This is a genomic window from Levilactobacillus hammesii DSM 16381 (genome assembly GCF_001434395.1).
Taxonomy (GTDB): Bacteria; Bacillota; Bacilli; order Lactobacillales; family Lactobacillaceae; genus Levilactobacillus; species Levilactobacillus hammesii.
The window spans coordinates 263144-284048 of sequence record NZ_AZFS01000061.1 but is presented as its reverse complement, the minus strand read 5'-3'; the positions used below and the strand labels follow the sequence as shown (position 1 = coordinate 284048).

Below are 20905 nucleotides of genomic sequence, written 5' to 3'. Positions count from 1 at the left end.
TTCAAATAAAAAGAGGTCTTTGTGATGACAGTGTTCAGTGCCTATTCTGACAGTGATATTGTGGCTTACTTGAAGGCGCAGGTGAAAGATGGGACGGTTGCGACGGACGAGGAGACGTTGCGGAAGCAATCCTTTAATCCCAATGCGACTGGCGGTGAAACGGGCTTAGCGCGTGCTTTTGTGTCGGTTGCGAGTGTGGCGGATATTCAAGGGGTCTTACGGACGGCGCGGAAATTTCATATTGCCGTGATTCCGCAGACGACTTTTAGCAGTACGGTCATTGGTTCCGACGGCATCACCGGTGCCATTATTCTGTCGACGCGGCAAATGAACCAGATCCTAGAAATCAGTAAAGAGGATTCCGTGGCCGTTGTTCAGCCCGGCGTGGTCAATGGTGATTTGGATAAGGAAGCGCGGAAACAGGGCTTGTTTTACGCACCAGATCCTGGTTCGAAGCCGTTCTCTTCAATCGGCGGTAACGTGTCGACCAACGCTGGTGGGATGAGCACGGTGCGCTATGGCGCCACTAAGGACAACGTCTTGGGTTTAAAGGCGGTTTTGGCGGATGGCCGTGTGGTCAAGCTGGGCGGTCGCACACTCAAGCAGGCCTTTGGCTACGACTTGACCCAGCTCTTCGTTGGTTCTGAGGGGACTTTGGGAATCATTTACGAAGTCACGGTAAAATTAATGCCAATTCCGTTGGGACAATCCGTGATGGGCGTGGCGTTCTTTGAGGACATGTCAGCCTTGGCACAGGGCGTGACGGCGATTCGCATGTCCGGGGTTTATCCGACCATGTTGGAAGCGTTAGATGGCAATACTGTAGTGGCGTTGGATAAATATGAGAAGACCCACTATGCTGATAACAGTGGCGCTATGCTGATCTTTCGGCTCGAGGGTGGCAGTCCCGAAAATGTTCAGGTTGTCCGGGACTTGCTTGATCAGTATCACGGACAAAACGTGACGGTGACCACGGATGAAAAAGAACAGGCCGATCTGGAACAACTGCGGCGTGATATGCTCCCAGCCGTTTTTGCGGGACGCAATCATCTGATGGAAGACATGGCGATGCCACTGTCTCAGCTCGCCCCCATGATGGATTATCTGCAGGAATTGGGTAAAAAGCTGGGGATTACCATCTATACGGCGGGCCATGCCGGTGATGGGAATGTCCATCCAACTTTTGTTTGGGATAAGGCTGTTGACGAAGTGCCGGAAGTGATTATTGAGGCCTTGCGGCAGACGTTCTGGAAGACGTTGGAACTCGGGGGCACCATTTCGGGAGAACACGCCGTGGGGATGCTGAAAAATCAATGGAACAACCCCGAATTGGGTGAAACGGTCGATCAGCTTCAACACCAGATTAAGACGCTGTTTGATCCCATGAACTTACTGAATCCTAAGCGAAAGATTGACTAATCAATTGGTTTAATTGAATTGAATTTTGTGAGTAAAATGAAGTTCGCTGGCCACCGCGGTATGGGGCTGACGGGCTTTTTGTGAATTAACTAAAGGTTGAAAGATGAAATACTGGTCTTGTTCAGTATTAGTCAGTATTCGAGCCATTAAATTTGGCTAAGTTGGACGCACTACGGCTGCCAGGGATTCCACCTGCTGTGGGGACGTTTCAGCCTGGGAGAACACCAGTCTTCTCACTCGCTTTGGAGCCACGAAAGCCACGTGTCTCCAAAGTCGCCCGTGCTGTAAGCTGGCTGAAAAAATCGCCAGCTAACACCACTTTCACGGCTGGCTCCATCCCTGGCCGCCTCCGGCTCTGAGTGTGTTTTATCACGAAAATAGTTAAAAAACGTTGGCAACTAGTATTTTTTGTTCCAATCCATAACGACGGCTGTTGTTATTACCGCAGTCGTCTAAGAACGCCGTGTAAGCCGAGAGGTCGGCAGATATGGGCTCAGGCGCGTCGTTCTTCTTAGCTGGTGGTATTCCAGCTTAGAAGAAGGCCAAGCTTGTAGACTCGGTTCTTTCGAGGCTTCAAGTTGTGCCCGCCCCGTTCCAGTCCATATCTGCCGACCGGTAAGGCGAAGGGACCACCAGGTTGCCCAGTTTTAGGCCAACTGTTGTTAGAGGTACACTGGAATTTTTAGCCTTTGGTGAATCAGGCATAAAACTTGCAAAAGGAGCCGACAAACCGGATAATTATTGTTACAATGAAAGCGAATGCAAGGCTGGTTCTTATCAATCGCAATCGGTTGCGCAAGTTGAGTTATGGAAGGAAGAAAGTCATGGGCGACGCACAGTGGTGGCAACGAGCAGTCGGATATCAGATCTATCCGCAAAGCTTTTTAGATACAAATCATGATGGTATTGGAGATCTTGCCGGTATTCAGCAGCGGATCGACTACCTTAAAACCTTGCGGGTCGATTTCGTCTGGATCGCCTCATTTTATCCCTCGGGCGGTGTGGACAACGGCTATGATGTGACCCAATATCGCGGTGTGGCGCCACAATTTGGCACCTTGGCGGATTTTGATCAGTTGGTCGCGGCGTTGCATGCGGCGGATATCAAGGTGGTTATTGACCTGGCGTTGAATCACACGTCGAGCGAGCATCCTTGGTTCCAGCGGGCACTCGCTGATCCAACCGGTCCCTATCACGATTACTATATCTGGCGGCCAACCACCCCAGATGTGGCGCCCAACAATTGGGAGTCCGTCTTTGGTGGCTCGGCTTGGACGTACCACGAGGCCAGTCAGGCAGCCTATCTGCACACGTTTGCGCGAAAACAACCGGACTTAAACTGGGAGAATCCGGCTGTTCAGCAAGAGATGGCAGCCATCATCCAGTGGTGGGCCGATCGGGGCGTTGATGGTTTTCGTCTAGATGGCGTGACGCACCTGAAAAAACGGGCAGACTTCGCGGACGTTGCGCAACCGCGAACGGGCTATTACCAGGACTTCGCTGGAGTAACACCTTATTTGGCGGCCCTGAAACCAGTCTTGCAACGCAATCATTTGTTGGCCATTGGTGAAGCCGGCGGCATTGATATGGCGACGGCACAACGATGGCTGGATCCCGATACGGGTTACTTCGATTTGCTATTGGAGTTTGACCACGTGCATTACTGGGAGGATGCAGAGCCTAAACTACCGGTAGCCGCTTTACGTGAAAACTTGTCGAAATGGCAGTTGGCAATGGCGGACAAGGGCTGGAACGCACTGTTCATTGAAAATCATGATCTTCCCCGAGCTGTTTCGTATTATGGGAATCCCGTTGATTATCGCCGCCGCTCGGCCAAAGCGTTGGGGTTGTGGTACTTGTTAATGAAGGGCACCCCCTTCATCTATCAAGGTCAAGAGCTGGGATTACCCAACGCGCAATTTGACAGTATTGCAGACTATCGTGACTTAGATAGTCGGCTATACTACCGTCAGCAGCGGGCACAGGGTGTGGCTGAAAGCAAGATTTTGAAACAGCTGGCGGCCAAGAGTCGCGATAACGCGAGAACCCCGTTTCCTTGGAACGGCGAGGCTTATGGTGGTTTTTCAGACCAACAACCGTGGATCACACCGACACAACTCGCAGAACGGGTTAATGTGGAACGTGAGAGTCACGATCCGTATTCAGTTTTCACGTTCTATCGGCAACTGATTCAATTGAAAAAAACAGTGCCCACGTTACAGAAGGGGCGCTATGAACTGATCGACACAAAGGATGACCAGCTGTATGTTTATCGCCGAACCTATAATGGTGATAATTGGTTAATTGTCGTGAACATGAGCAATGAAACTGCGACAACCCAGGAGTTTGATTTGAATCCGAGCGAAATGATCGTGACTAATATGCGGATTGATTCCGCTTCGGATGATACGCAGATACAGCCTTGGGAAGCACGGCTGTATCATTTACGGAAATTAGAATAAATTTGAAAGCGGGGCGGATCCGGGTGAAAACGCGGCCGCCTTTTTTATACACTCGAATGTATATCACATTTGTTGATTAATTGTGGGTCGAAATGATGCGAGGAGTAGTTTAAACCATAAACTTTTTGACAAATTAGTGAAATTCTATTGCATTTCGCTAGATTGTTCTTTATTATTAAATGTATAGATATTTCTATGGGGTCAACCATTTTGCATATTGCTAATCGTGTTAATTATCTTAGCGGTTAGTAAGTAAAGATAAGGATATGATGAATACTATGGCAAAGAGTAAGGTCGTACATGCGGAAAGTTTTTTCGAATCTTACATGGAATTGAAGCGAGAATTGGAAAAATCGGCAACGCGGTTCCAACGAGCCATGGGGATTTCGGTGGACCAATATGCAATTCTGCACCATATTTTAGAAAATCCAGGTAAGCTGACATCAGCTACCGTTGCCGACAGTAGAGGAATTTCTCGGGCTGCAGTTTCGCGGGGGATCTCGCAGTTAATTCGCCGAGGCTATGTTCTACAGAGCTATCAGACATCTGATCGCCGGGTTCGTCCACTGTCATTAACGACGACTGGGGAGGACCTAGAACGTGCCTGCCATGATCTGCTTGTGAAGTCTGCTAAGGTCATGAGTGAGGCCACCATTATGGATGACGGCAGTCAGCTGACGGTGGGGGAGTTAACCCAGATGTTAGCCACCGCAACGGCGAAACTAACACCGGAATCACCAGAAGCATGATTGTTTTAAGCGATAGCTAACCAGATCAGTCGTTCACGACTGGTCTTTTTTATTTGGCCTTTTTCCCCTCAAATAAAACAAAGTGTGCAATTCACGGGTGTTACAGTTTTTTGTTTCACAGAAGACGGGACAGGCGTGTAATCGTTTTCTTACGTGGAAATGTAAGTGAAACAAATCTGAATTTTTTCATTCCAGAGATGAAATTGCGTGCTATAATCAAACCTGTTGTTCAAAACGAGCACCACAATATATTGTGCTAAAAAGCCACCTCGCCGGCGAGAGAAATACTATATGTGGTTAATAAAACATGAGGGAGCGCATTAGCATGAAGCATTATATTCAGTTTTTATCTCACCAACTTAAGGGGTGGCCCCAACAGAATTATTATCTCTTCTTTTTCAGTCTGGGATGCCAAGTGATGACCCTAGTTGGCCAGAAAATAACGTTGCTGACAGTGTTGACGTTTATTGGAACCACGCTAGGTGTGCTGTGTGTCCTGGCCATCAATGCCGCCAAGTCTGTTAATGGCTTTCTGGGTGTCTTGTCGGCGTTTTGTTTCATTGTGACCGGTTTTGCTGCCAAAAACTATCTGAGTATTTTTGAACAGCTGGCCTATGTCTTGACGTTGGATATTCCCGTTCTGCTGAGTGCAAGCTGGAACGTCAATATGGCGTCTAAGATCCGTAAGTTTACGGGCAAGAGCTGGGCAATTGCCCTGTTTGCGACGGTTGCCGTTTACCTGATCTCCGGTTGGGGTATCGGTGCCTTCACGGATGATCCGCGGCCATGGGTCGACGCGATTAGCTTTGCAATCAGTTTGACGGCGGGTGTGATTTGCTTTATGCGGTTCAACAATCAATACATTTGGTGGATCGCTTCCGGCCTCGCTCAAATGGTGCTGTGGTTTATCTCGTTCCGGCAAGGTTCTGCGACCTTGGCCATGTTTATCAATAGTTCCGTCTATTTGATTAACGACGTGCTGGCCTTCACCATTTCGCCTTGGTACAACCAGAAAGAACGGGCGCGGGTGATTAAGCAGGAAACGGCCTACGCGGCAAGTTTGAGTGAAAGTACCAACTAATAAATTCGGTTTAGTGATTGGAGCCGCTGTTTCAGGCGTGGGGTCTGGAACGGCGGCTTTTATGATGTAGACCGACCGTGTGTGGTGAATTTAGTTTTTACTTGGCCCATCAGAATAGGATTGAAAAAACAATCCGTGATTTTTTTGGGCGCAGTCATGGGGGACGTGGTACACTAAAGGCATTGTTTTAGTGAGGGAGTAGAGACCATGATAGTAGAAAAAAAGCTCGGGGCGAAAGACCAAGACCTGGTATGGGTAATGACCATGGTTGAAGAGGCGTCCGATCGCGATGAGTTGCAGGTCAAATATGGCCTCACCGATGAAATCCTGACGTATATTACCGATGAAAATGAACGTTCCCACTATGACCGTGATGAATTTTTAAATTCCCAATTATTCGTTTTGCACGTGCCAGTTGTGGTCGATCAGGTATCCCAGCGGTATATTACCCGTCCCGTGACGTTCCTTTTGAAGGGCAACGCGGTCTTTTCCATTACGACTAAGAATACCCATTGGGTCAACACCCTGTTGAGTGAACGGCTAAAAATCAACCAGATCTACGATACCAACGAGCTTCTGTTGGTCGGCATGTTTATCCTGTTCGACCAGTTCATTGGGCCGATTCGTAAGATTAATGCGGAACAGAATCGCTTGGACAAGCAACTAAATAAGTCACCGGACAATAAAGATTTGATTGCGCTGTCTAACTTGCAACAAAGCCTGGCTTACTTCGTGAGTGCGACGCGGAACAATGCCATGATGGCCGTGAATCTGAGCAATACGCCGTTTGGCCGGCAGTTATCGGACAGCAATCAGGAGCGTCTAGACGATGCCGTGATTGAAGCACGACAGACCTCCGAAATGACGGCAATCGAAGCGGATGTTGTAGACCGAATTTCGCGGACGTTCAATAACGTTTTGAATAATAACCTAAACGACACGATGAAGTTCTTAACGATTTGGTCACTAGTTTTAACCATTCCTACTATTGTAACGGGGTTCTATGGGATGAACGTGAAATTACCCCTCACCAACTATGGCGGGGTTTCCTGGCTAATCACTGTGGCCATTACGCTAGGCGTGATGGTTTGGGTGGCATTGATGTTGAAACATCGACATTTTTGGTAAAATCTGGGTAAATAAGCATAGGCTCGGTAAAGAGTCCGGACATCACTCAAAAAATGACTATTTCAGAAGGATAAATTCTGAAGTAGTCATTTTTCTTGGCCATTACGGTGCCAAAACGTGGGCCAGCAAGCAGCTCGTGCCGGCTATAGACGTTAAGGTGCATTGACGAATCACCTCTGGCCATACTTTTGGGAATGATCCCAGCGTTGCGGCTTGTTAGGTGGCGTGGCATCTCATTAATTTATCATTTTGTGAAGGCGCTTTATTTACCGAAACCGCGGTATTTATGGGGATTAGGCAGGCTAACTTACTAAGTGATTATTTTCACTAACAAAAAGTAAGTAGAAATACTGGTATTCGCTTTCAAAACGGACTATGATGTGACTAATCAATGATTTCGAGGTGCTTTTTTAGGCGACACCCATATCTAAGGAGTGCGATTTAAATGACAAAGATGATTGCGGGTCAAGCGTTGGTAAAAGTTTTGGAAGCATGGGGCGTTGATCACCTCTATGGGATTCCTGGGGGTTCAATCAACCACACCGTAGAAGGGTTGTACCTTGAGAAGGATAAGGTTCAATATATTCAGGTGCGTCACGAAGAAGTTGGGGCCTTAGCCGCTGCGGCTGATGCCAAGTACACGGGCAAAGTGGGGGTCGCCTTTGGTTCCGCTGGTCCTGGTGCAACGCATCTGTTTAACGGCCTGTATGATGCCAAGATGGACCACGTGCCAATGTTAGCCTTAGTGGGCCAAGTACCCACGGCGACGATGAACACGAACTACTTCCAGGAAATGGATGAAACGCCTATGTTTAGCGACGTGGCGGTTTACAATCGTACGGCCACCACGGCTGAACAACTGCCTTACATGGTGAACCAGGCTATTCGTGAAGCTTACCGGCAAAAGGGTCCTGCCGTCGTCATCATTCCAGAAGATCTCTCCGCAACTGAAATCGATTATGAACCGGTCAAGACGCCGAATACAGTGTCCGACACGTTTACCCAAACGATTGATCCTAAGGCCGTTACGGCAACCTTGGAACTCTTGAAGGCGGCCAAGCACCCTTTGATCTACGCTGGTCGCGGCTTGTTGGGTGCCCGGGATGAATTGGTTAAGTTCAGTGAACAATTCAATATTCCTGTGATCAATACGGTACCGGCAACCGGTGTGATTCCAACGGATCATCCTAATGCCATTGGGACGTTCGGTCGGTTAGGCTCTAAGTCAGGCTTTGAGGCCTTACAACACACCGATTTGATTCTGTTCCTGGGTTCCGAATTTCCATTCGCTCAGTTCTGGCCTAAGAACATCAAGATTATCCAAGTTAACGATAATTCCTTTGATATTGGTAAGATGGTTCCCGTTGACTACGCGGTCATCAGTGACGCCAAGAGTTACCTCCAGGCCATGATTGCCACGGGTGAAACGTTACCTGAAACGGATTGGATTAAAGCCAACCGCGTAAACAAACAAAACTGGAACAAGTGGTTATCTCAACTGGCCGATGATGATAGCCACGGCCTGGCACCCGAGGCCGTGACCAAGAAGGTTGCCGCAATGGTGGGCCCAAAGGATACGTATGGGGTCGATACCGGGAACGTTTCCGAATGGTCTGTTCGGGGATTGCCAATGGACAAGCAACAACGGTTCGTTTTGTCCGGGTTATTTGCCACGATGGGCTACGGCTTACCAGCCGGAATGGCCGGCGCCTTAAGCGTTCCAGAAGGGCAAGCCTGGTCATTCTCCGGTGATGGTGGCTTTGCCATGGTTGCCCCAGATATTATTACGGAAGCCCGTTATGAATTACCAGTCATCAACGTGGTCTTCAGTAACCGTCGTTTCGGGTTCATTTACAGAGAACAGGTTGATACGAAACAACACTTGTATGGGGTTGACCTGACCGATGCTGATTGGGCTAAGGTTGCCGAAGGTTTAGGCGGCATTGGGTTTACCGTAACCAACAATGCCGAGGTTGAAAAGGTCTTTGATCAGATTAAGGATCTTCAGGCCAAGGGCAATAAGAAGCCAATCGTCGTCAATGCCGTCATCAAGGATGATGATCCAATTGGCACGGCCTTCATGCCATTGGATGCCAAGCTCTACGGTCAAGAAACGGTAGACGCTTACGCCAAGGAGAATCACATTGATGTTAAGGCACAACCTGCCTTAGGTGAGTTGTTGCGAGCTAAGGGTGACAATCTTTAATTTTAATTGATGATCGATAGGGAGCATTCCAAGCACGTGTGTTTGGAACGCTCCCTTTTTAGGCACCAAAGTGGGGCGGAGAAGTTTCCTCTTGAATTTTGGACAGAATCGGTCTAAAATTGTTAGCTGACTAACAAAGAAGGGACGTGGGTCATTGTCTGATAGAAGATTAGGCGCGTGGTTACGCGATGCGGAACATCAAATGAACCTTGAAATGAATGCCTTTGCCCAGCCGTATGGGCTGACGGGGATGCAGATGTCCGTGGTTGATTATTTGGGCCGGCGCGGGAACGTTGCGACTTTCCAAGTGGATGTGGAACGAGAATTTCACGTTCAGCGTTCCACCGCTTCCATGTTGATTAAACGGATGGTGGAACGGGAGTTGGTAACCCGGGTGGTGGCGGCCAGTGATAGTCGCAAGCGACAGTTACAATTGACGTCGCAGGGACAAGAATTAGTTCCCATCGTGACGGCATATTTGAAACAGCAGGATGAGCGGATGGTCGTGGATCTCACCCCCGAAGAGGCGGTTGCGTTTCAACTAGCCCTACAGAGCGTTGCCCAATGGGGTAAGACGAAAGAGGAGAATGCATAAATGGCAACAGAAAAAATTGAACCACGTGTTGTGGGTGCTGTGCTGGCGACTGGTTTAATGTCGCTGAGTGGTGTGATCATTGAAACAGCAATGAATATTACGTTCCCTACGTTGATGAAACAGTTTGGGGTGACGACTGGAACGGTCCAGTGGATGACGACGTTGTATCTTCTAATTGTCGCCTGTATCGTGCCAGTTTCATCTTATTTGAAACGCCGGTTTAAGATGAAACAGCTCTTTGTGACGGCTAACCTGCTTTTCATTGCGGGACTCTTGATTGATGCCCTAGCGCCGGCCTTTATTTGGTTACTCATCGGCCGGGCCGTCCAAGCCTTGGGAACGGGGATTGCGTTGCCTCTGATGTTTAACATTATTTTGGAACAGGTGCCGTTGAGTCGGATCGGGATGATGACCGGAGTGGGGACCCTGATTACGGCGGTTGGCCCCGCCATTGGCCCAACTTACGGCGGAATTCTTGTCACGAGTTTGAACTGGCGGTATATTTTCTGGATTTTACTGCCATTTCTGATTGTTTCATTTTTCGTGGGGTTAAAGACCATTCAACAGGTTTCACCCATTGTTCACGAGCGTTTCGACGTACTAAGTATGTTGACGGTCGTGGCAACCTTTGCGGGCCTCATCTATGGGTTTAGTTCGCTCGGAAGTCAGCCGCTATTCAGTTGGTCTGTGCTGGGCGCCTGGGTCGTCGGCATTGCCGGTTTGATCGGGTTTGTCTTCCGGTCTAATCGGGTCGAACACCCGTTGATCAAGCTCGATACGGTGAAAAATAAGGCGTTTGCTTGGCATTTGGCAGCGTTCTTCCTCATCCAAACGACGGCTCTGGGACTTTCCTTTATCCTACCTAATTATCTTCAATTAGTAGATGAAAGAACGGCGTTTGTTGCCGGGCTAGTGGTTTTGCCAGGAGCCGTTATCGGAGCGGCCTTCTCGCCGATTGGGGGTCAGATCCTCGATCGGTTTGGCGCCAAGCGGCCAATTATCTTGGGCTTAAGCACCGTGACACTCAGTCTGATTGTGATGACGGTTGCGGCACGGCATCTGTCGGTATTGGCAATTCTGGGTCTTTATGTGGTTTACATGGTCGGGATTGGTGTAGCATTTGGCAACGTCATGACGGCTGGCCTGAAACAATTACAGCCGGAACTAAAGGCCGATGGCAACGCCCTGATGAATGCCATGCAGCAGTTTGCTGGCGCCATGGGAACCGCGGTGGTCTCCATGATTATTTCAACCAGTCAAGCCAGTGGACAGGGGAGCACCGTGGTTAAAACGGCCGTGGGTTCCCAGTGGGCCTTACTGGTCCTGGTCGTAACGGGGGGCCTGGCCTTGCTCTGTATGCTTCGAGCGTTCAAGGTCTCACAGCCAACTGCTTCGCGTTAGTATTGCCGTTGGCTTTACCATAGCAGCCGCGAGTTAACCTATTTTTAGGAACCCCATGCTAAACTTCTATCAATGAAGATGCGATTGTTGATTGAAAGAGAGGCGACCGGAATGCGGTATGACTGGCGGTATGGTTTTCATTCATTTTGGTTTCTAATGACGCTGATGCTGATGATGAGTCCCGTAATTTTTATCGATCGACTGACGGTCAAGCACTTTGCACTGGGGACCATGGCAGCGATTCTAATTGTCGATTACCTATTTACTCGGCAATATCCCTATTTCAATCGGTTTGGTCGACAGGGATTTAGTGGTTTACTCAGTATTGGTTTCTTCGTGGTTATGGTGGCTGTGGCTCCTTACTTTGGGTACTGGTCACCATCGGCTTGGGGATTTGTTAGCTTCTGTGTCGCGAGTTTTGGGGGTTCTCTGGACGGTCGCATCGCCCACCCAACTGATATTCTCGTGAGCCAGACGCGGGCACAACTGCGCAAAAAGGCTGAGATTCTCCGCAAGCCCATGCCCCGGTAAACGGGGCGATGGCCGGAAACTGAAAATGGTATCACAAAAATAGTCCTGAATCACAGCAACTGCTGGGGTTCAGGACTATTTTTAATGAAATTGGGTAAAACTGAGGAGAACGAAATTACAAATTAATCTTTGGCGCTGTGGCCGTGATCGCTTCACTTGCGGCCTGAGAATCGGATTGAAGCCCGGTAAGGTTCACCGGTCTCCAACCACGTCCCACGCTGTAGACCGAGTAAAGCCCTTGGTCAACACCGTCGCCACAGCTACCGCCATCTCTGGCCGTCTCCGGTTACGCTGGTTCCTGGCAATTAAATTTATCCAGACATCGCCAAGGCAACTGGGTTTTGCCAACCATAATGGTCGGTCATTTAAGTAGCCGTGAGTGAGCCAAATTTGGACCCAGCCGTGGGATTTTTCAAGTGTTCCACTTGAAAAATGGCGACTCTGAGACGGTGGTTTTCCGGCTCAGAGCGAGGTCAAAGACCGCTCCACAGGCTTTGGCCGTCCTGCCCACCGCGTTCCGGTCCAAATTTGGCGAACGGTAAGGCGGCAGCATGATCAAGGTTACCACTGTGTCGTTGAAACCAGGTGGTGTGCGTTATCCTCTCGCTGAAGGCTTTAAACGCCGCGTCATCGGTTGTGTTTTAATTTTAGGGGTGAAATCGGTGACTAGTAAGCCGCCGAGTACGTCCAGTCGTAGGCCAGCAGTTGGTGGAATCTTTCACCAATTGGGACCCAGAGTTTGGCCTTGGCAATATTGGTAATGGACTCCCAGAACAGGGGATCCTTGCGCTCCTGGTCGCTTAAGTTAATGTTGACGTAACTTCCGGCTTCCGTTTTGGCGATGACGTAAGGGTAAAAGACCTTCGTAATCTGGGCGGGAGTAATCGACTTAATTTTTGGGTTGTCATCAATCAGCATAATCGTCCGCTTCCTTTCAATTTATGAACCCAGTATAACCGAAAAAAGTCACGAACGTCCTTGATTTTAGTTAAGGATTGTCTGAGAATTTCTTAGTTTTTTTTAGCGGCCTGTAGCGTTACCGTAAAACGGGTGCCGCGGGGAACATTGTCAGCCACCGTAATGGTTCCCTGGTTGAGTTGAACCAGTTGGGCCACGATGGCGAGGCCCAGACCGCTGCCTTCAATCTTGCTAGAACGTGAGGCGTCCACGCGATAAAAGCGTTCGAAGATGTGGGCACGGTCGGCTGCTGGAATGCCATCGCCCAGATCAGCGACCGTTAGAGTCACGGTGTCCGCATGGGTGGCGACCTGAACCGTAATCGGTTGGTCGGCTGGAGAATACTTGTGGGCATTGTCCAGAAGGGCCGTCAGAATCTGGTGGAGCATGTCGGTATCCCCCAGGGCCATGGCGGTTTCATCCGAGCCCATGAAGGTTAAGGGTTGCGAAATGAGCGGTTGGTAATGACTGACAACCCCCTGCGCCAGCGTGGAAAGTGCGATGGGTTGTCGCACAACTTCGGCCCGATCGGCACGGGATAAATGGAGTAAATTTTCAATCAGATGTTGCATCCGTAGGGACTCTTGATCGATAAATCCCAATGATTCTGGAATGATCTCGGGATGCTGATCACCGCGGCGTTTAATGAGCTTGAGATTTCCCCGAATCGTGGCAATGGGGGTGCGCAACTCATGAGAGGCATCGGAAATAAATTGGCGCTCGCGTTGCAGGCGGCCATTCTGGGAGGCCAGGAGTTGGTTGAAGTCCTTAGCTAACTGGGCCACCTCAACGGGTTCTGTGGGTTGGGGCAACTCGGTTTGGGTCATCTCAGGATTGGCTGCGGCCTGTTGCGCGGCCGTGGCGAGTTGGATCGTGGGGGCGCTGATCCGTTTGGCTAGGCGCCGAACGAACCAGAGACCAATTAGCAGGCTGATTCCGATCGCAATGATTAGCACCGAAATGAGGACGTGGAGGTTACCGACTAGCACGTGCATGCCAATGTAAAGGTGGTAGGTTCGCCCGCCCGTTTTCAAGGCTTCAGCAAAAAAGAGTCCCCAGCCCTTGATGTAGGTTAAATGAGTGAAGGGGACCGACCACGTATCGGCCGCGGCTAAAGAAGCGCCGTGGGGCAATAGCGAGGTCGTTGAACCGTTGGCATTGCGAATAAAGACAAACGTGTTGTGGGAATTTAGCCCGCTCGAGCGATTGATCGCCAGCCAATCCTGAAAGTTGGTGACCTGCGAGGTTTCCAGGCTGGCACTGAGTTGTTCGGCTTGGTTCTGTGCACGGAGCAGTTGGTCCACCACCAAGGTGATACTGACGGTCAGGACGATAATAATCCCGATGGTCAGCAACAGGCTAGTGAAGGAACGGCGGATGATATCCGCGTAAGTCCGGGGTTGTTTAGTGGACATCGTCATCATCCTCTTTAAGACTGTAGCCAACGCCTCGAATCGTGTGGAACAGATGCGGGGCGTTGGGCACGTCGATTTTGTTACGTAGGTAGCCGATATAGACGTCGACCACATTCTGTTGGCCTAAGAAATCGACGCCCCAGACGTTGTCGAGCAGTTCGTCACGGGTGAAGACCTGGCCAGGATGCCGCATGAGAAATAGGAGCAGGTCGTATTCGCGTTGGGTGAGCTGGATGGTTTCGCCGGCACGGTCAACCTGACGGGTTTTGGTGACCAATGTGAGGTCTTGCAGATGGTAGGTCTGGTCGAGACCACTCTGGTGGGCCGTCCGTCGTTGAATCACGCGGATGCGCGCGAGGAGTTCTTCTATCTCAAATGGTTTCGTGATGTAATCGTCGGCTCCCGTATCAAGACCGGTGACCTTATCGCCAAGGTAATCGCGAGCCGTCATCATAATGACGGGCAGGTCGTCGTGTTTGCGAATCCGGCGGAGAACCTGCATGCCATCCATTTTGGGTAGCATCCAGTCGAGAAGAACGAGGAGTAAGTCATCTTTTCTGGCCTGATAAGTCTCCCAGGCCGCCTCACCATCCGCCGCCGTTAAGACGTCAAAGTCTTCAAAGGTGAGTTCCTTGGCAACGTAGCTGGCCAGGCCCTCTTCGTCTTCAACTAATAGAATTGTATTTTTCATGATATCGAGATACTCCTTGGTATGACGTGGTTATAGGCATAATACCACATGAATCCAGCGCTAAAATAAGAAATTCATATTTTAATCTTAATCAAGCTTAAAGATTCAGGGCCTCGTCAGATGGTATAACTAAGACATCGAAAGCGATCAGCCAAAACAACTAACTGAGGAGTGGTTAAAATGACTAAAATTAAAACGATGATGACTAAAGTAATGCTGGGTGCCATGACCCTAACAACCCTGTTGGCAACTTCCGCTGGTGCATCTGCCGCCACGGTGACAACGCCCGCAACCCCCGTCGTTCAGACGACGGTGCAGTTAAAATCTCGGCCGAACACCGAACTTCAGATCACTAAAATTCATTTGAAGCCGGTAACGACGAAGAAGATTTCTAGTCAAGTTCAGACGGCTGTGGACGCCAGCGCTCTAAACCTTGATCAAAAACACAGCGATGATCAATTAAAGTAAACGTTACAGGCCACCAATTTAAGGGATAGCCAACAGAATAGAAGCCTGAACCCCGGTGACGTCAGTGAGCGTTACCGGTTTTTGGGTTAGAGAGCATAAAAAAACGGCCACGCCAGATTAACTTGAGCGTGGTCGTTGTGTGATTAGGCGTTAATGGCATCGGTAATGGCCGTATCACCCGTCACCAGCGCAATGGTTTGCTTGGGAAGGGGATGCTGTACCACGGCAACCACGGTGGCGGCAACGTCTTCACGGCTAATGGATTTGATGTCGCTGTTGTCTGGATCTAACGTAATCTTACCGGTTGGGGCATCGTTGGTTAAGATACCCGGCCGGACGATGGTATAGTCCAGGTTGGTCCGGTGTTGTAACCATTGATCGGCGTAGTATTTCGCGACGTAGTAAGGCCGGATGCCGGATTTCTCCCAGAAGGCACGGTCATCGGTCCCTAGGGCACTGACGATAATGAACTTCTTGATACCAGCCTGTTCGGTGGCAATCATGGACTTGATGGCACCATCCAGGTCGATATTCAGGGTCATATCATCGCCGGTGCTACCACCAGAGCCGGCGGAGAAGACTACCGTGTCCACGCCTGCCATGGCGGGCACCATGGCCTCGGGCGTCCCCATTAGGTCAACGATTCGGGGCTGACCTCCGAGTGCGGTAATGGTGTCCGACTGTGTTGCCGAGCGAATGCCGGCGTAGACCTTTTCGCCCGTGGCTGCTAATTGTTTCACGATGTGTTGGCCAACGTGGCCGTGTGCACCAATAATTAATGTCGTCATGAGAAAACCTCCTAAGTCTCGTTCACTTAACTAACTTCCACCTTAAAGGTTTTACCCGGAAATTTCAGCTAAAGCGACTCGTGGATTGTAAAAACGGTTCGCCCGTGATTGAAGTCATGAACGCAGGCGCTAGCAGTTGCCCAACCACAGAGAGACTTGTGAATAAAATTGCTAACCGTTATCAATAGCTTTTCGCCTGATAACTCGTATAATAGAAGTAAATCATCCCTAATGGTTAGCAGACCCACCGATTCCTCCGGGGGGAGTGGATGTTGGTTAAAAATGTAACCGTTTTAATTAACAGTAGTGTTAACAAGCTAATCATGAGTTGGGGAACTACAAGCAGAAAAGGGGTCGTTTACAATGGCAACGATTTTAGTTCTAGGCGGCGGTTATGCCGGCATGCGGGCAATTAAGTTTTTACAACGTGAGGTACCCAGTGAAGACGAGATTATTTTAGTGGATAAGTCAGGAACCCACGCAGAAAAGACGAATCTTCACGAGGTAGCGGCGGGGACCATTGCGCCTGATCGAATTACCTACGAAATCAATGACGTGATTGGCAATCGTGTGACCTTCATTCAGGATGCTGTGACCAACGTTGATGTTGATCAAAAGCAGGTCACCTTGAAGGATCATGAGCCCATCACTTATGATTACCTTATTCTGGCACTGGGCTTCCAGACCGAAACGTTCGGATTGAAGGGCGCTAAAGAAAATGCCCTGCCGATGGATGATTTGAAGACTTCAGAGGCGGTTTATCGCCACATTGAAGGTCGGATTAAGGATTACGCGCAGACGCAAGACCCGAATGATTTAGTCGTGGCCGTCTGTGGTGCTGGATTCACCGGGATTGAACTCTTAGGCGAGTTAACGCAATCTTTGCCTAAACTTCAGACCCGTTACAATACACCGGCTATCAAATTAATTTGCCTGGAACGGTCGCCAGCCATCCTGCCAATGTTTGACAAGTCCTTGGCTGAATATGCCATGCGCTTTATGGCCAAGCACGATGTTGAAATGCGGCTAGGTTCAAACATTCAAGAAATCAAACCGGGGGTCGTGGTTTACTCGGACAGTAACGACGAGCAACATGAACAGCCAGCAAACACGATTGTGTGGACCGTTGGGGTTAGTGGCTCCCACGTGATTGCTGACTCTGGCTTCGAACAACGGCGGAATCGGGTTGTGGTCAAAGATGATCTGTCTCTGGAAGGTCATCCGGAAGTCTACGTTGTTGGGGATGTGGCTGCGGTCATGGATCCCGAGAGCAATCGACCTTACCCAACGACCGCACAGATTGCGTTGGCGGCCGGTGCACAAGCGGCTAAGAACATTGGTCTGCAACTGCGGGGCCACGAAACGCGGCCATTTGTCTACAAGTCAGTCGGAACCGTGGCTTCCTTAAGTGATCGCGATGGGATTGGTGAAATCTTTAGTAACAAACGGAAGGTAAAGGGCTACCCAGCTTCAGCCTTAAAGAAAGTCATTACCGACCGTTCAATTCTGGAGAGTGCCCGCCTGAGTACCGTCTTCAGCAAGGGACGGTTCGACCTGTACCACTAAAAATCGGACAACTTTGAAAAAGCGAGTAGGCAATATTAGCCTACCCGCTTTTTTAATGCTAAAATGAAGCGAAAAGGGTGATAAATGATGCGACAAAAGCAATTCGTGACGCCATTGGGAACGATTACAGCTGCTAGTGACGGAACGGCGTTGACGGGCCTGTGGTTCACCGATCAGCAATACTACGGCAGTACCTTGCCGGATGCAACGCCGACCGGTGAATTGCCAGTCTTTGAGCAACTGGCGGCGTGGCTAACGGCCTACTTTGCAGGCCGTCAACCAACAGTTGATTTTCCGGTTCGACCAACGGGAACGCCACTCCGAGAGGCGGTTTGGTCGGTACTACGAACCATTCCGTACGGTGAAGTTCGGACCTATGGTGAACTGGCAACTTTAGTGACCCCCATCATTGGTCACAACCCGGGCGCTCGTGCGATGGGGAATGCGGTTGGCCATAATCCGATCAGTCTGGTGATTCCGTGTCACCGTGTGATTGGTCAAACGGGTGACCTAGTTGGCTACGCGGGGGGACTGACGCGAAAGAAAGCACTTCTGCGGTTGGAAGGACGTCTTTCGGAGGTGAGTGACCGCGTAGTTCTCGAAAAAAATTAGGCATTTTTGAAAAAAGTTTCGGATTTCCTAACTATTGTGCACAAAAGTATCGTACAATGTACCGGTAGATATGCTATAATCAAGGCTGTTCAAAAGCTAAATCAGTAGCACTGTTGATAGGTGTAACTACTCAGCAAGTACCTGACTTTTTTCGCGAAAAGGGTTTTTTCTCACCGGAAGACGCGTATAATTTTAGTCAGCTTGGGGTGTTAGTTAAGGTTACTAGCATTCGGGGGAATTGCTAGGACCACACAAAACATAAAATAAAATGGTGTGTGAATGATTGGAGGTATCACGATGGCTGCATCGGAAACTAAGGAGCGAATTGCGGAGGCCTTGGCTTCGTTGTTGAACCACAATACGTTTGATAAGATTACGGTCCGTGAGATCGCGGATGAAGCGGAAGTTCACCGGAAGACGTTTTATTACTACTTTGCCGATAAATATGAGTTGTTAACCTTTGTCTATCAACATTTTATCGTTGAAGCACCACGTCACGAACAACCGATTGCTCTGACCTTGGAGAACTGGCGACCAGCAACGATCCAATTGTTGGAACGGATTGCTGAGAATTCCAAGATTTTCCTGAACGCTTATCCTTATGATGATGGCGTTTGGCGTCAATCAATGAACGAATTTGTGGCTTCACGATTGTCAATTTTGCTCCACGCAATGCCCGAGTACCGTTACTTAAAGGAAGACGTGATCGACACGTCAGCTGAGTTTATTGCTGCTGGCGCGTTGGGAATTATTAATAAGTGGGCGAACGATAACTTTACCGCGACCCCCCGGACGGTTTTAGATCAAATGACGACGGCTAACCGTCTGTTCAACGGGATTTTGGACCGTTGGAAGTTAAGCTAAAGTGTCAACGAGAACGGATGAACAGGACTGGATTCGGCCAGCCTGTTTCAGCCGTTTTTTTGTTTGTCTTTCTTTACGATACAGGTAGACCAATTTTTAAACTGTCAATTGTGAAGTGACAAAATTAATACGTGAATTCACAAACTAAATCTGTACAAATAATCACAATCTAAATGCTGGTATTTATAGCTTTGACAGCGTATAGTACGGAATGTAAAGGGTTACATTGTGAATGTGAACAATCCCGTAAGGAGGAGACAATTATGGCTTATCAAACGACGAATCCCTATACCAATGAAGTTGTAAAAACCTACGAGGACGCAACGCCAGAGTATGTTGAAACGAGTTTAGCTCAGGCACAAGCACTCTACAAAAAGTGGCGGAACGATCCAGTCGCAACCCGGATTCCGGTTTTACGGAAACTGGCACAGATCTTCAAGGACGAAACGGATAGTCTCGCTAAGGTTTTAACGGTAGATATGGGGAAATTGTTTGTTGAAGCACAGGGTGAGGTGCTCTTATGTGCCGAGATTGCGGATTACTATGCGGATCATGCCGAAGACTTACTTAAACCGCGTGCAATCGAAACGATTGCCGGTGAAGCACAGCTGGAAAACCACCCACTTGGGGTATTAATGGCCGTTGAACCGTGGAACTTCCCTTATTACCAAATGATGCGGATCTTTGCGCCTAACTTTGCCGTGGGTGACCCCATCGTCTTCAAGCATGCGGCCATCACGCCAGCCTCAGCTTTAGCCTTTGAGGATGCCGTCCGCCGTGCTGGGGCACCAGCTGGCTCCCTAACGAATCTGTTCTTATCCTACGATCAGGTCTCCCAGGTGGTTGCCGATAAGCGGGTTCAAGGTGTGGCCCTGACCGGTTCTGAACGCGGTGGTGTTGCCGTCGCTGAAGTGGCTGGTAAATACCTTAAGAAGAACACCATGGAATTAGGTGGGACAGATGCCTTTATCGTGGCACATGATGCCAATATGGATGACGTCAAGGCCGTTGCACCACGGGCACGACTCTACAATGCTGGGCAAGTCTGCACGTCTTCCAAGCGGTTTATCGTGACTGAAAATCATTATGATGAATTCTTGGAATCCTTAAAAGCGGCGTTCTCCTCCGTTAAGATGGGTGATCCAATGGACCCTGAGACCACCTTGGCACCGGTGAACTCCAAGAAGGCGAAGGAACATTTGCAAGAGCAAGTCGACACGGCACTGGCCGGTGGTGCCACGGCCTACTATGTGCACGAACCAATTGACAGCGATGGTCAGTTCTTTATGCCAACGATTTTGACCGACATTACCAAAGACAATCCGGCTTACGGTAAGGAAATGTTTGGGCCAGTCGCTCAGGTTTACAAGGTCAAGGATGACGAAGAGGCCATTGCCTTAGCCAACGATTCCGATTACGGATTGGGTGGGATCGTCTTTGCGGGCAGTGCTGAATACGGTGCAGAGTTGGCGTCACGAATTGAAACTGGGATGGTCTTCGTGAACACCTTCTTCAGTTCCTTACCTGAACTCGAATTCGGTGGGGTCAAGAAATCTGGCTTTGGTCGTGAACTTGGCCAAACGGGGATCTCTAGCTTCGTTAATCAGGAACTGGTGGTTAAGCGTGACCGGCCAAACGACAATGAGTTTGGTGGGCTAGTATTGCCTCATAAATTTTAAATAAAGCCTAACGAGACCCGGAGAATCGATCCGGGTCTTTTTTGATCTGCAGCTAAAGATTGAAAGATGAAATATCTGCCTCATCCTAGCGTTGGTCAGCATTCGCGCCATTAAATTTATCTAAATTGGGCGCACTCCGGCTGCCAGGGATTCCGCCTGCTGTGGGGACGCTTCAGCCTGGAAGAACACCAGTCTTCTCGCTCGATTTGGAGCCACGAAGAGCACCTGTCTCCAAAGTCGCCCGTGCTGTAAACTGGCTGAAAAAATCGCCAGCTAACAGCACTTTCACGGCC

18 protein-coding genes are annotated in these 20905 nt (G+C 49.5%); 14 read left to right on the top strand and 4 right to left on the bottom strand.

Annotation, left to right across the window (positions count from 1 at the left end; translation table 11 throughout):
- Positions 1 to 24 precede the first annotated feature (24 nt).
- The 9 genes from FD28_RS10055 (at position 25) to FD28_RS10015 (ending at position 11572) form a co-directional block, all read left to right on the top strand.
- Entirely contained in the window at positions 25 to 1419 is a 1395-nt protein-coding gene (locus FD28_RS10055) for an FAD-binding oxidoreductase (protein WP_057734911.1), read from the top strand.
- Positions 1420 to 2168: 749 nt separating this feature from the next.
- The gene (locus FD28_RS10050; protein WP_235806886.1) at positions 2169 to 3881 is read left to right on the top strand and encodes a glycoside hydrolase family 13 protein; all 1713 of its coding nucleotides are present in this window, start codon (positions 2169 to 2171) and stop codon (positions 3879 to 3881) included.
- 278 nt (positions 3882 to 4159) lie between these two features.
- Complete coding sequence (locus tag FD28_RS10045; protein WP_057734953.1) at positions 4160 to 4630, top strand: MarR family winged helix-turn-helix transcriptional regulator; 471 nt, start codon at positions 4160 to 4162, stop codon at positions 4628 to 4630.
- A 325-nt stretch (positions 4631 to 4955) separates the two neighbouring features.
- Positions 4956 to 5711: a nicotinamide riboside transporter PnuC gene (gene pnuC, locus FD28_RS10040; RefSeq protein ID WP_057734909.1), complete on the top strand. Its 756-nt coding sequence runs from the start codon at positions 4956 to 4958 to the stop codon at positions 5709 to 5711.
- Positions 5712 to 5918: 207 nt separating this feature from the next.
- Positions 5919 to 6839, top strand: a complete 921-nt coding sequence (locus FD28_RS10035; RefSeq protein ID WP_057734908.1) for a magnesium transporter CorA family protein — start codon at positions 5919 to 5921, stop codon at positions 6837 to 6839.
- A 445-nt stretch (positions 6840 to 7284) separates the two neighbouring features.
- Complete coding sequence (gene spxB / locus FD28_RS10030) at positions 7285 to 9045, top strand: pyruvate oxidase (RefSeq protein ID WP_057734907.1); 1761 nt, start codon at positions 7285 to 7287, stop codon at positions 9043 to 9045.
- 154 nt (positions 9046 to 9199) lie between these two features.
- A complete protein-coding gene (locus tag FD28_RS10025; protein ID WP_157059879.1) occupies positions 9200 to 9640 on the top strand; it encodes a MarR family winged helix-turn-helix transcriptional regulator in 441 nt (146 codons plus the stop codon).
- Positions 9641 to 11041, top strand: a complete 1401-nt coding sequence (locus FD28_RS10020) for a DHA2 family efflux MFS transporter permease subunit (protein WP_057734905.1) — start codon at positions 9641 to 9643, stop codon at positions 11039 to 11041. It abuts the gene before it with no gap.
- 72 nt (positions 11042 to 11113) lie between these two features.
- Positions 11114 to 11572, top strand: a complete 459-nt coding sequence (locus FD28_RS10015; protein WP_235806885.1) for a hypothetical protein — start codon at positions 11114 to 11116, stop codon at positions 11570 to 11572.
- Between the two features lie 666 nt (positions 11573 to 12238).
- On the opposite strand, the gene FD28_RS10010 is transcribed toward FD28_RS10015, so the two are convergent.
- The 3 genes from FD28_RS10010 to FD28_RS10000 all read right to left on the bottom strand — a co-directional run bounded on the left by FD28_RS10010 (position 12239) and on the right by FD28_RS10000 (position 14635).
- Positions 12239 to 12490, bottom strand: coding sequence for a hypothetical protein (locus FD28_RS10010; RefSeq protein WP_057734903.1), 252 nt, complete (start codon positions 12488 to 12490; stop codon positions 12239 to 12241).
- 92 nt (positions 12491 to 12582) lie between these two features.
- The gene (locus tag FD28_RS10005; protein WP_057734902.1) at positions 12583 to 13944 is read right to left on the bottom strand and encodes a sensor histidine kinase; all 1362 of its coding nucleotides are present in this window, start codon (positions 13942 to 13944) and stop codon (positions 12583 to 12585) included.
- A complete protein-coding gene (locus tag FD28_RS10000) occupies positions 13934 to 14635 on the bottom strand; it encodes a response regulator transcription factor (RefSeq protein WP_057734901.1) in 702 nt (233 codons plus the stop codon). The genes FD28_RS10005 and FD28_RS10000 overlap by 11 nt, the downstream gene beginning before the upstream one ends.
- Positions 14636 to 14815: 180 nt before the next feature.
- Between FD28_RS10000 and FD28_RS09995 the strand changes: the two genes are divergently transcribed.
- Positions 14816 to 15103, top strand: coding sequence for a hypothetical protein (locus FD28_RS09995; protein WP_057734900.1), 288 nt, complete (start codon positions 14816 to 14818; stop codon positions 15101 to 15103).
- 143 nt (positions 15104 to 15246) lie between these two features.
- Here the strand turns inward: FD28_RS09995 and FD28_RS09990 are convergent, their stop codons facing one another.
- Positions 15247 to 15891: an SDR family oxidoreductase gene (locus FD28_RS09990; protein WP_057734899.1), complete on the bottom strand. Its 645-nt coding sequence runs from the start codon at positions 15889 to 15891 to the stop codon at positions 15247 to 15249.
- Between the two features lie 363 nt (positions 15892 to 16254).
- Here FD28_RS09990 and FD28_RS09985 point away from each other — a divergent pair, with 363 nt between their 5' ends.
- The 4 genes from FD28_RS09985 (at position 16255) to FD28_RS09970 (ending at position 20612) form a co-directional block, all read left to right on the top strand.
- Positions 16255 to 17457 (top strand): NAD(P)/FAD-dependent oxidoreductase, encoded by a 1203-nt coding sequence (locus tag FD28_RS09985; RefSeq protein ID WP_057734898.1) that lies wholly within the window; start codon positions 16255 to 16257, stop codon positions 17455 to 17457.
- An 87-nt stretch (positions 17458 to 17544) separates the two neighbouring features.
- On the top strand, positions 17545 to 18069 hold the full coding sequence (locus FD28_RS09980; protein WP_235806884.1) for a methylated-DNA--[protein]-cysteine S-methyltransferase: 525 nt from the start codon (positions 17545 to 17547) through the stop codon (positions 18067 to 18069).
- Between the two features lie 297 nt (positions 18070 to 18366).
- Positions 18367 to 18933 (top strand): TetR/AcrR family transcriptional regulator C-terminal domain-containing protein, encoded by a 567-nt coding sequence (locus FD28_RS09975; protein ID WP_057734896.1) that lies wholly within the window; start codon positions 18367 to 18369, stop codon positions 18931 to 18933.
- 263 nt (positions 18934 to 19196) lie between these two features.
- Positions 19197 to 20612: an NAD-dependent succinate-semialdehyde dehydrogenase gene (locus FD28_RS09970; RefSeq protein WP_057734895.1), complete on the top strand. Its 1416-nt coding sequence runs from the start codon at positions 19197 to 19199 to the stop codon at positions 20610 to 20612.
- The last annotated feature ends 293 nt before the right edge of the window (positions 20613 to 20905 follow it).

Excerpts from the sequence above, each read along its gene's own strand:
- FD28_RS10000 (WP_057734901.1), bottom strand. The coding sequence starts at position 14,635 with ATGAAAAATACAATTCTATTAGTTGAAGACGAAGAGGGCCTGGCCAGC.
- spxB (WP_057734907.1), top strand. The coding sequence starts at position 7,285 with ATGACAAAGATGATTGCGGGTCAAGCGTTGGTAAAAGTTTTGGAAGCA.
- FD28_RS10045 (WP_057734953.1), top strand. The coding sequence starts at position 4,160 with ATGGCAAAGAGTAAGGTCGTACATGCGGAAAGTTTTTTCGAATCTTAC.
- FD28_RS09980 (WP_235806884.1), top strand. The coding sequence starts at position 17,545 with ATGCGACAAAAGCAATTCGTGACGCCATTGGGAACGATTACAGCTGCT.
- FD28_RS09985 (WP_057734898.1), top strand. The coding sequence starts at position 16,255 with ATGGCAACGATTTTAGTTCTAGGCGGCGGTTATGCCGGCATGCGGGCA.
- FD28_RS09975 (WP_057734896.1), top strand. The coding sequence starts at position 18,367 with ATGGCTGCATCGGAAACTAAGGAGCGAATTGCGGAGGCCTTGGCTTCG.
- FD28_RS10015 (WP_235806885.1), top strand. The coding sequence starts at position 11,114 with ATGAAGATGCGATTGTTGATTGAAAGAGAGGCGACCGGAATGCGGTAT.
- FD28_RS10035 (WP_057734908.1), top strand. The coding sequence starts at position 5,919 with ATGATAGTAGAAAAAAAGCTCGGGGCGAAAGACCAAGACCTGGTATGG.
- FD28_RS10020 (WP_057734905.1), top strand. The coding sequence starts at position 9,641 with ATGGCAACAGAAAAAATTGAACCACGTGTTGTGGGTGCTGTGCTGGCG.
- FD28_RS10010 (WP_057734903.1), bottom strand. The coding sequence starts at position 12,490 with ATGCTGATTGATGACAACCCAAAAATTAAGTCGATTACTCCCGCCCAG.
- FD28_RS10005 (WP_057734902.1), bottom strand. The coding sequence starts at position 13,944 with ATGTCCACTAAACAACCCCGGACTTACGCGGATATCATCCGCCGTTCC.
- FD28_RS09990 (WP_057734899.1), bottom strand. The coding sequence starts at position 15,891 with ATGACGACATTAATTATTGGTGCACACGGCCACGTTGGCCAACACATC.
- FD28_RS09995 (WP_057734900.1), top strand. The coding sequence starts at position 14,816 with ATGACTAAAATTAAAACGATGATGACTAAAGTAATGCTGGGTGCCATG.
- FD28_RS10050 (WP_235806886.1), top strand. The coding sequence starts at position 2,169 with ATGAAAGCGAATGCAAGGCTGGTTCTTATCAATCGCAATCGGTTGCGC.
- FD28_RS10055 (WP_057734911.1), top strand. The coding sequence starts at position 25 with ATGACAGTGTTCAGTGCCTATTCTGACAGTGATATTGTGGCTTACTTG.
- pnuC (WP_057734909.1), top strand. The coding sequence starts at position 4,956 with ATGAAGCATTATATTCAGTTTTTATCTCACCAACTTAAGGGGTGGCCC.
- FD28_RS09970 (WP_057734895.1), top strand. The coding sequence starts at position 19,197 with ATGGCTTATCAAACGACGAATCCCTATACCAATGAAGTTGTAAAAACC.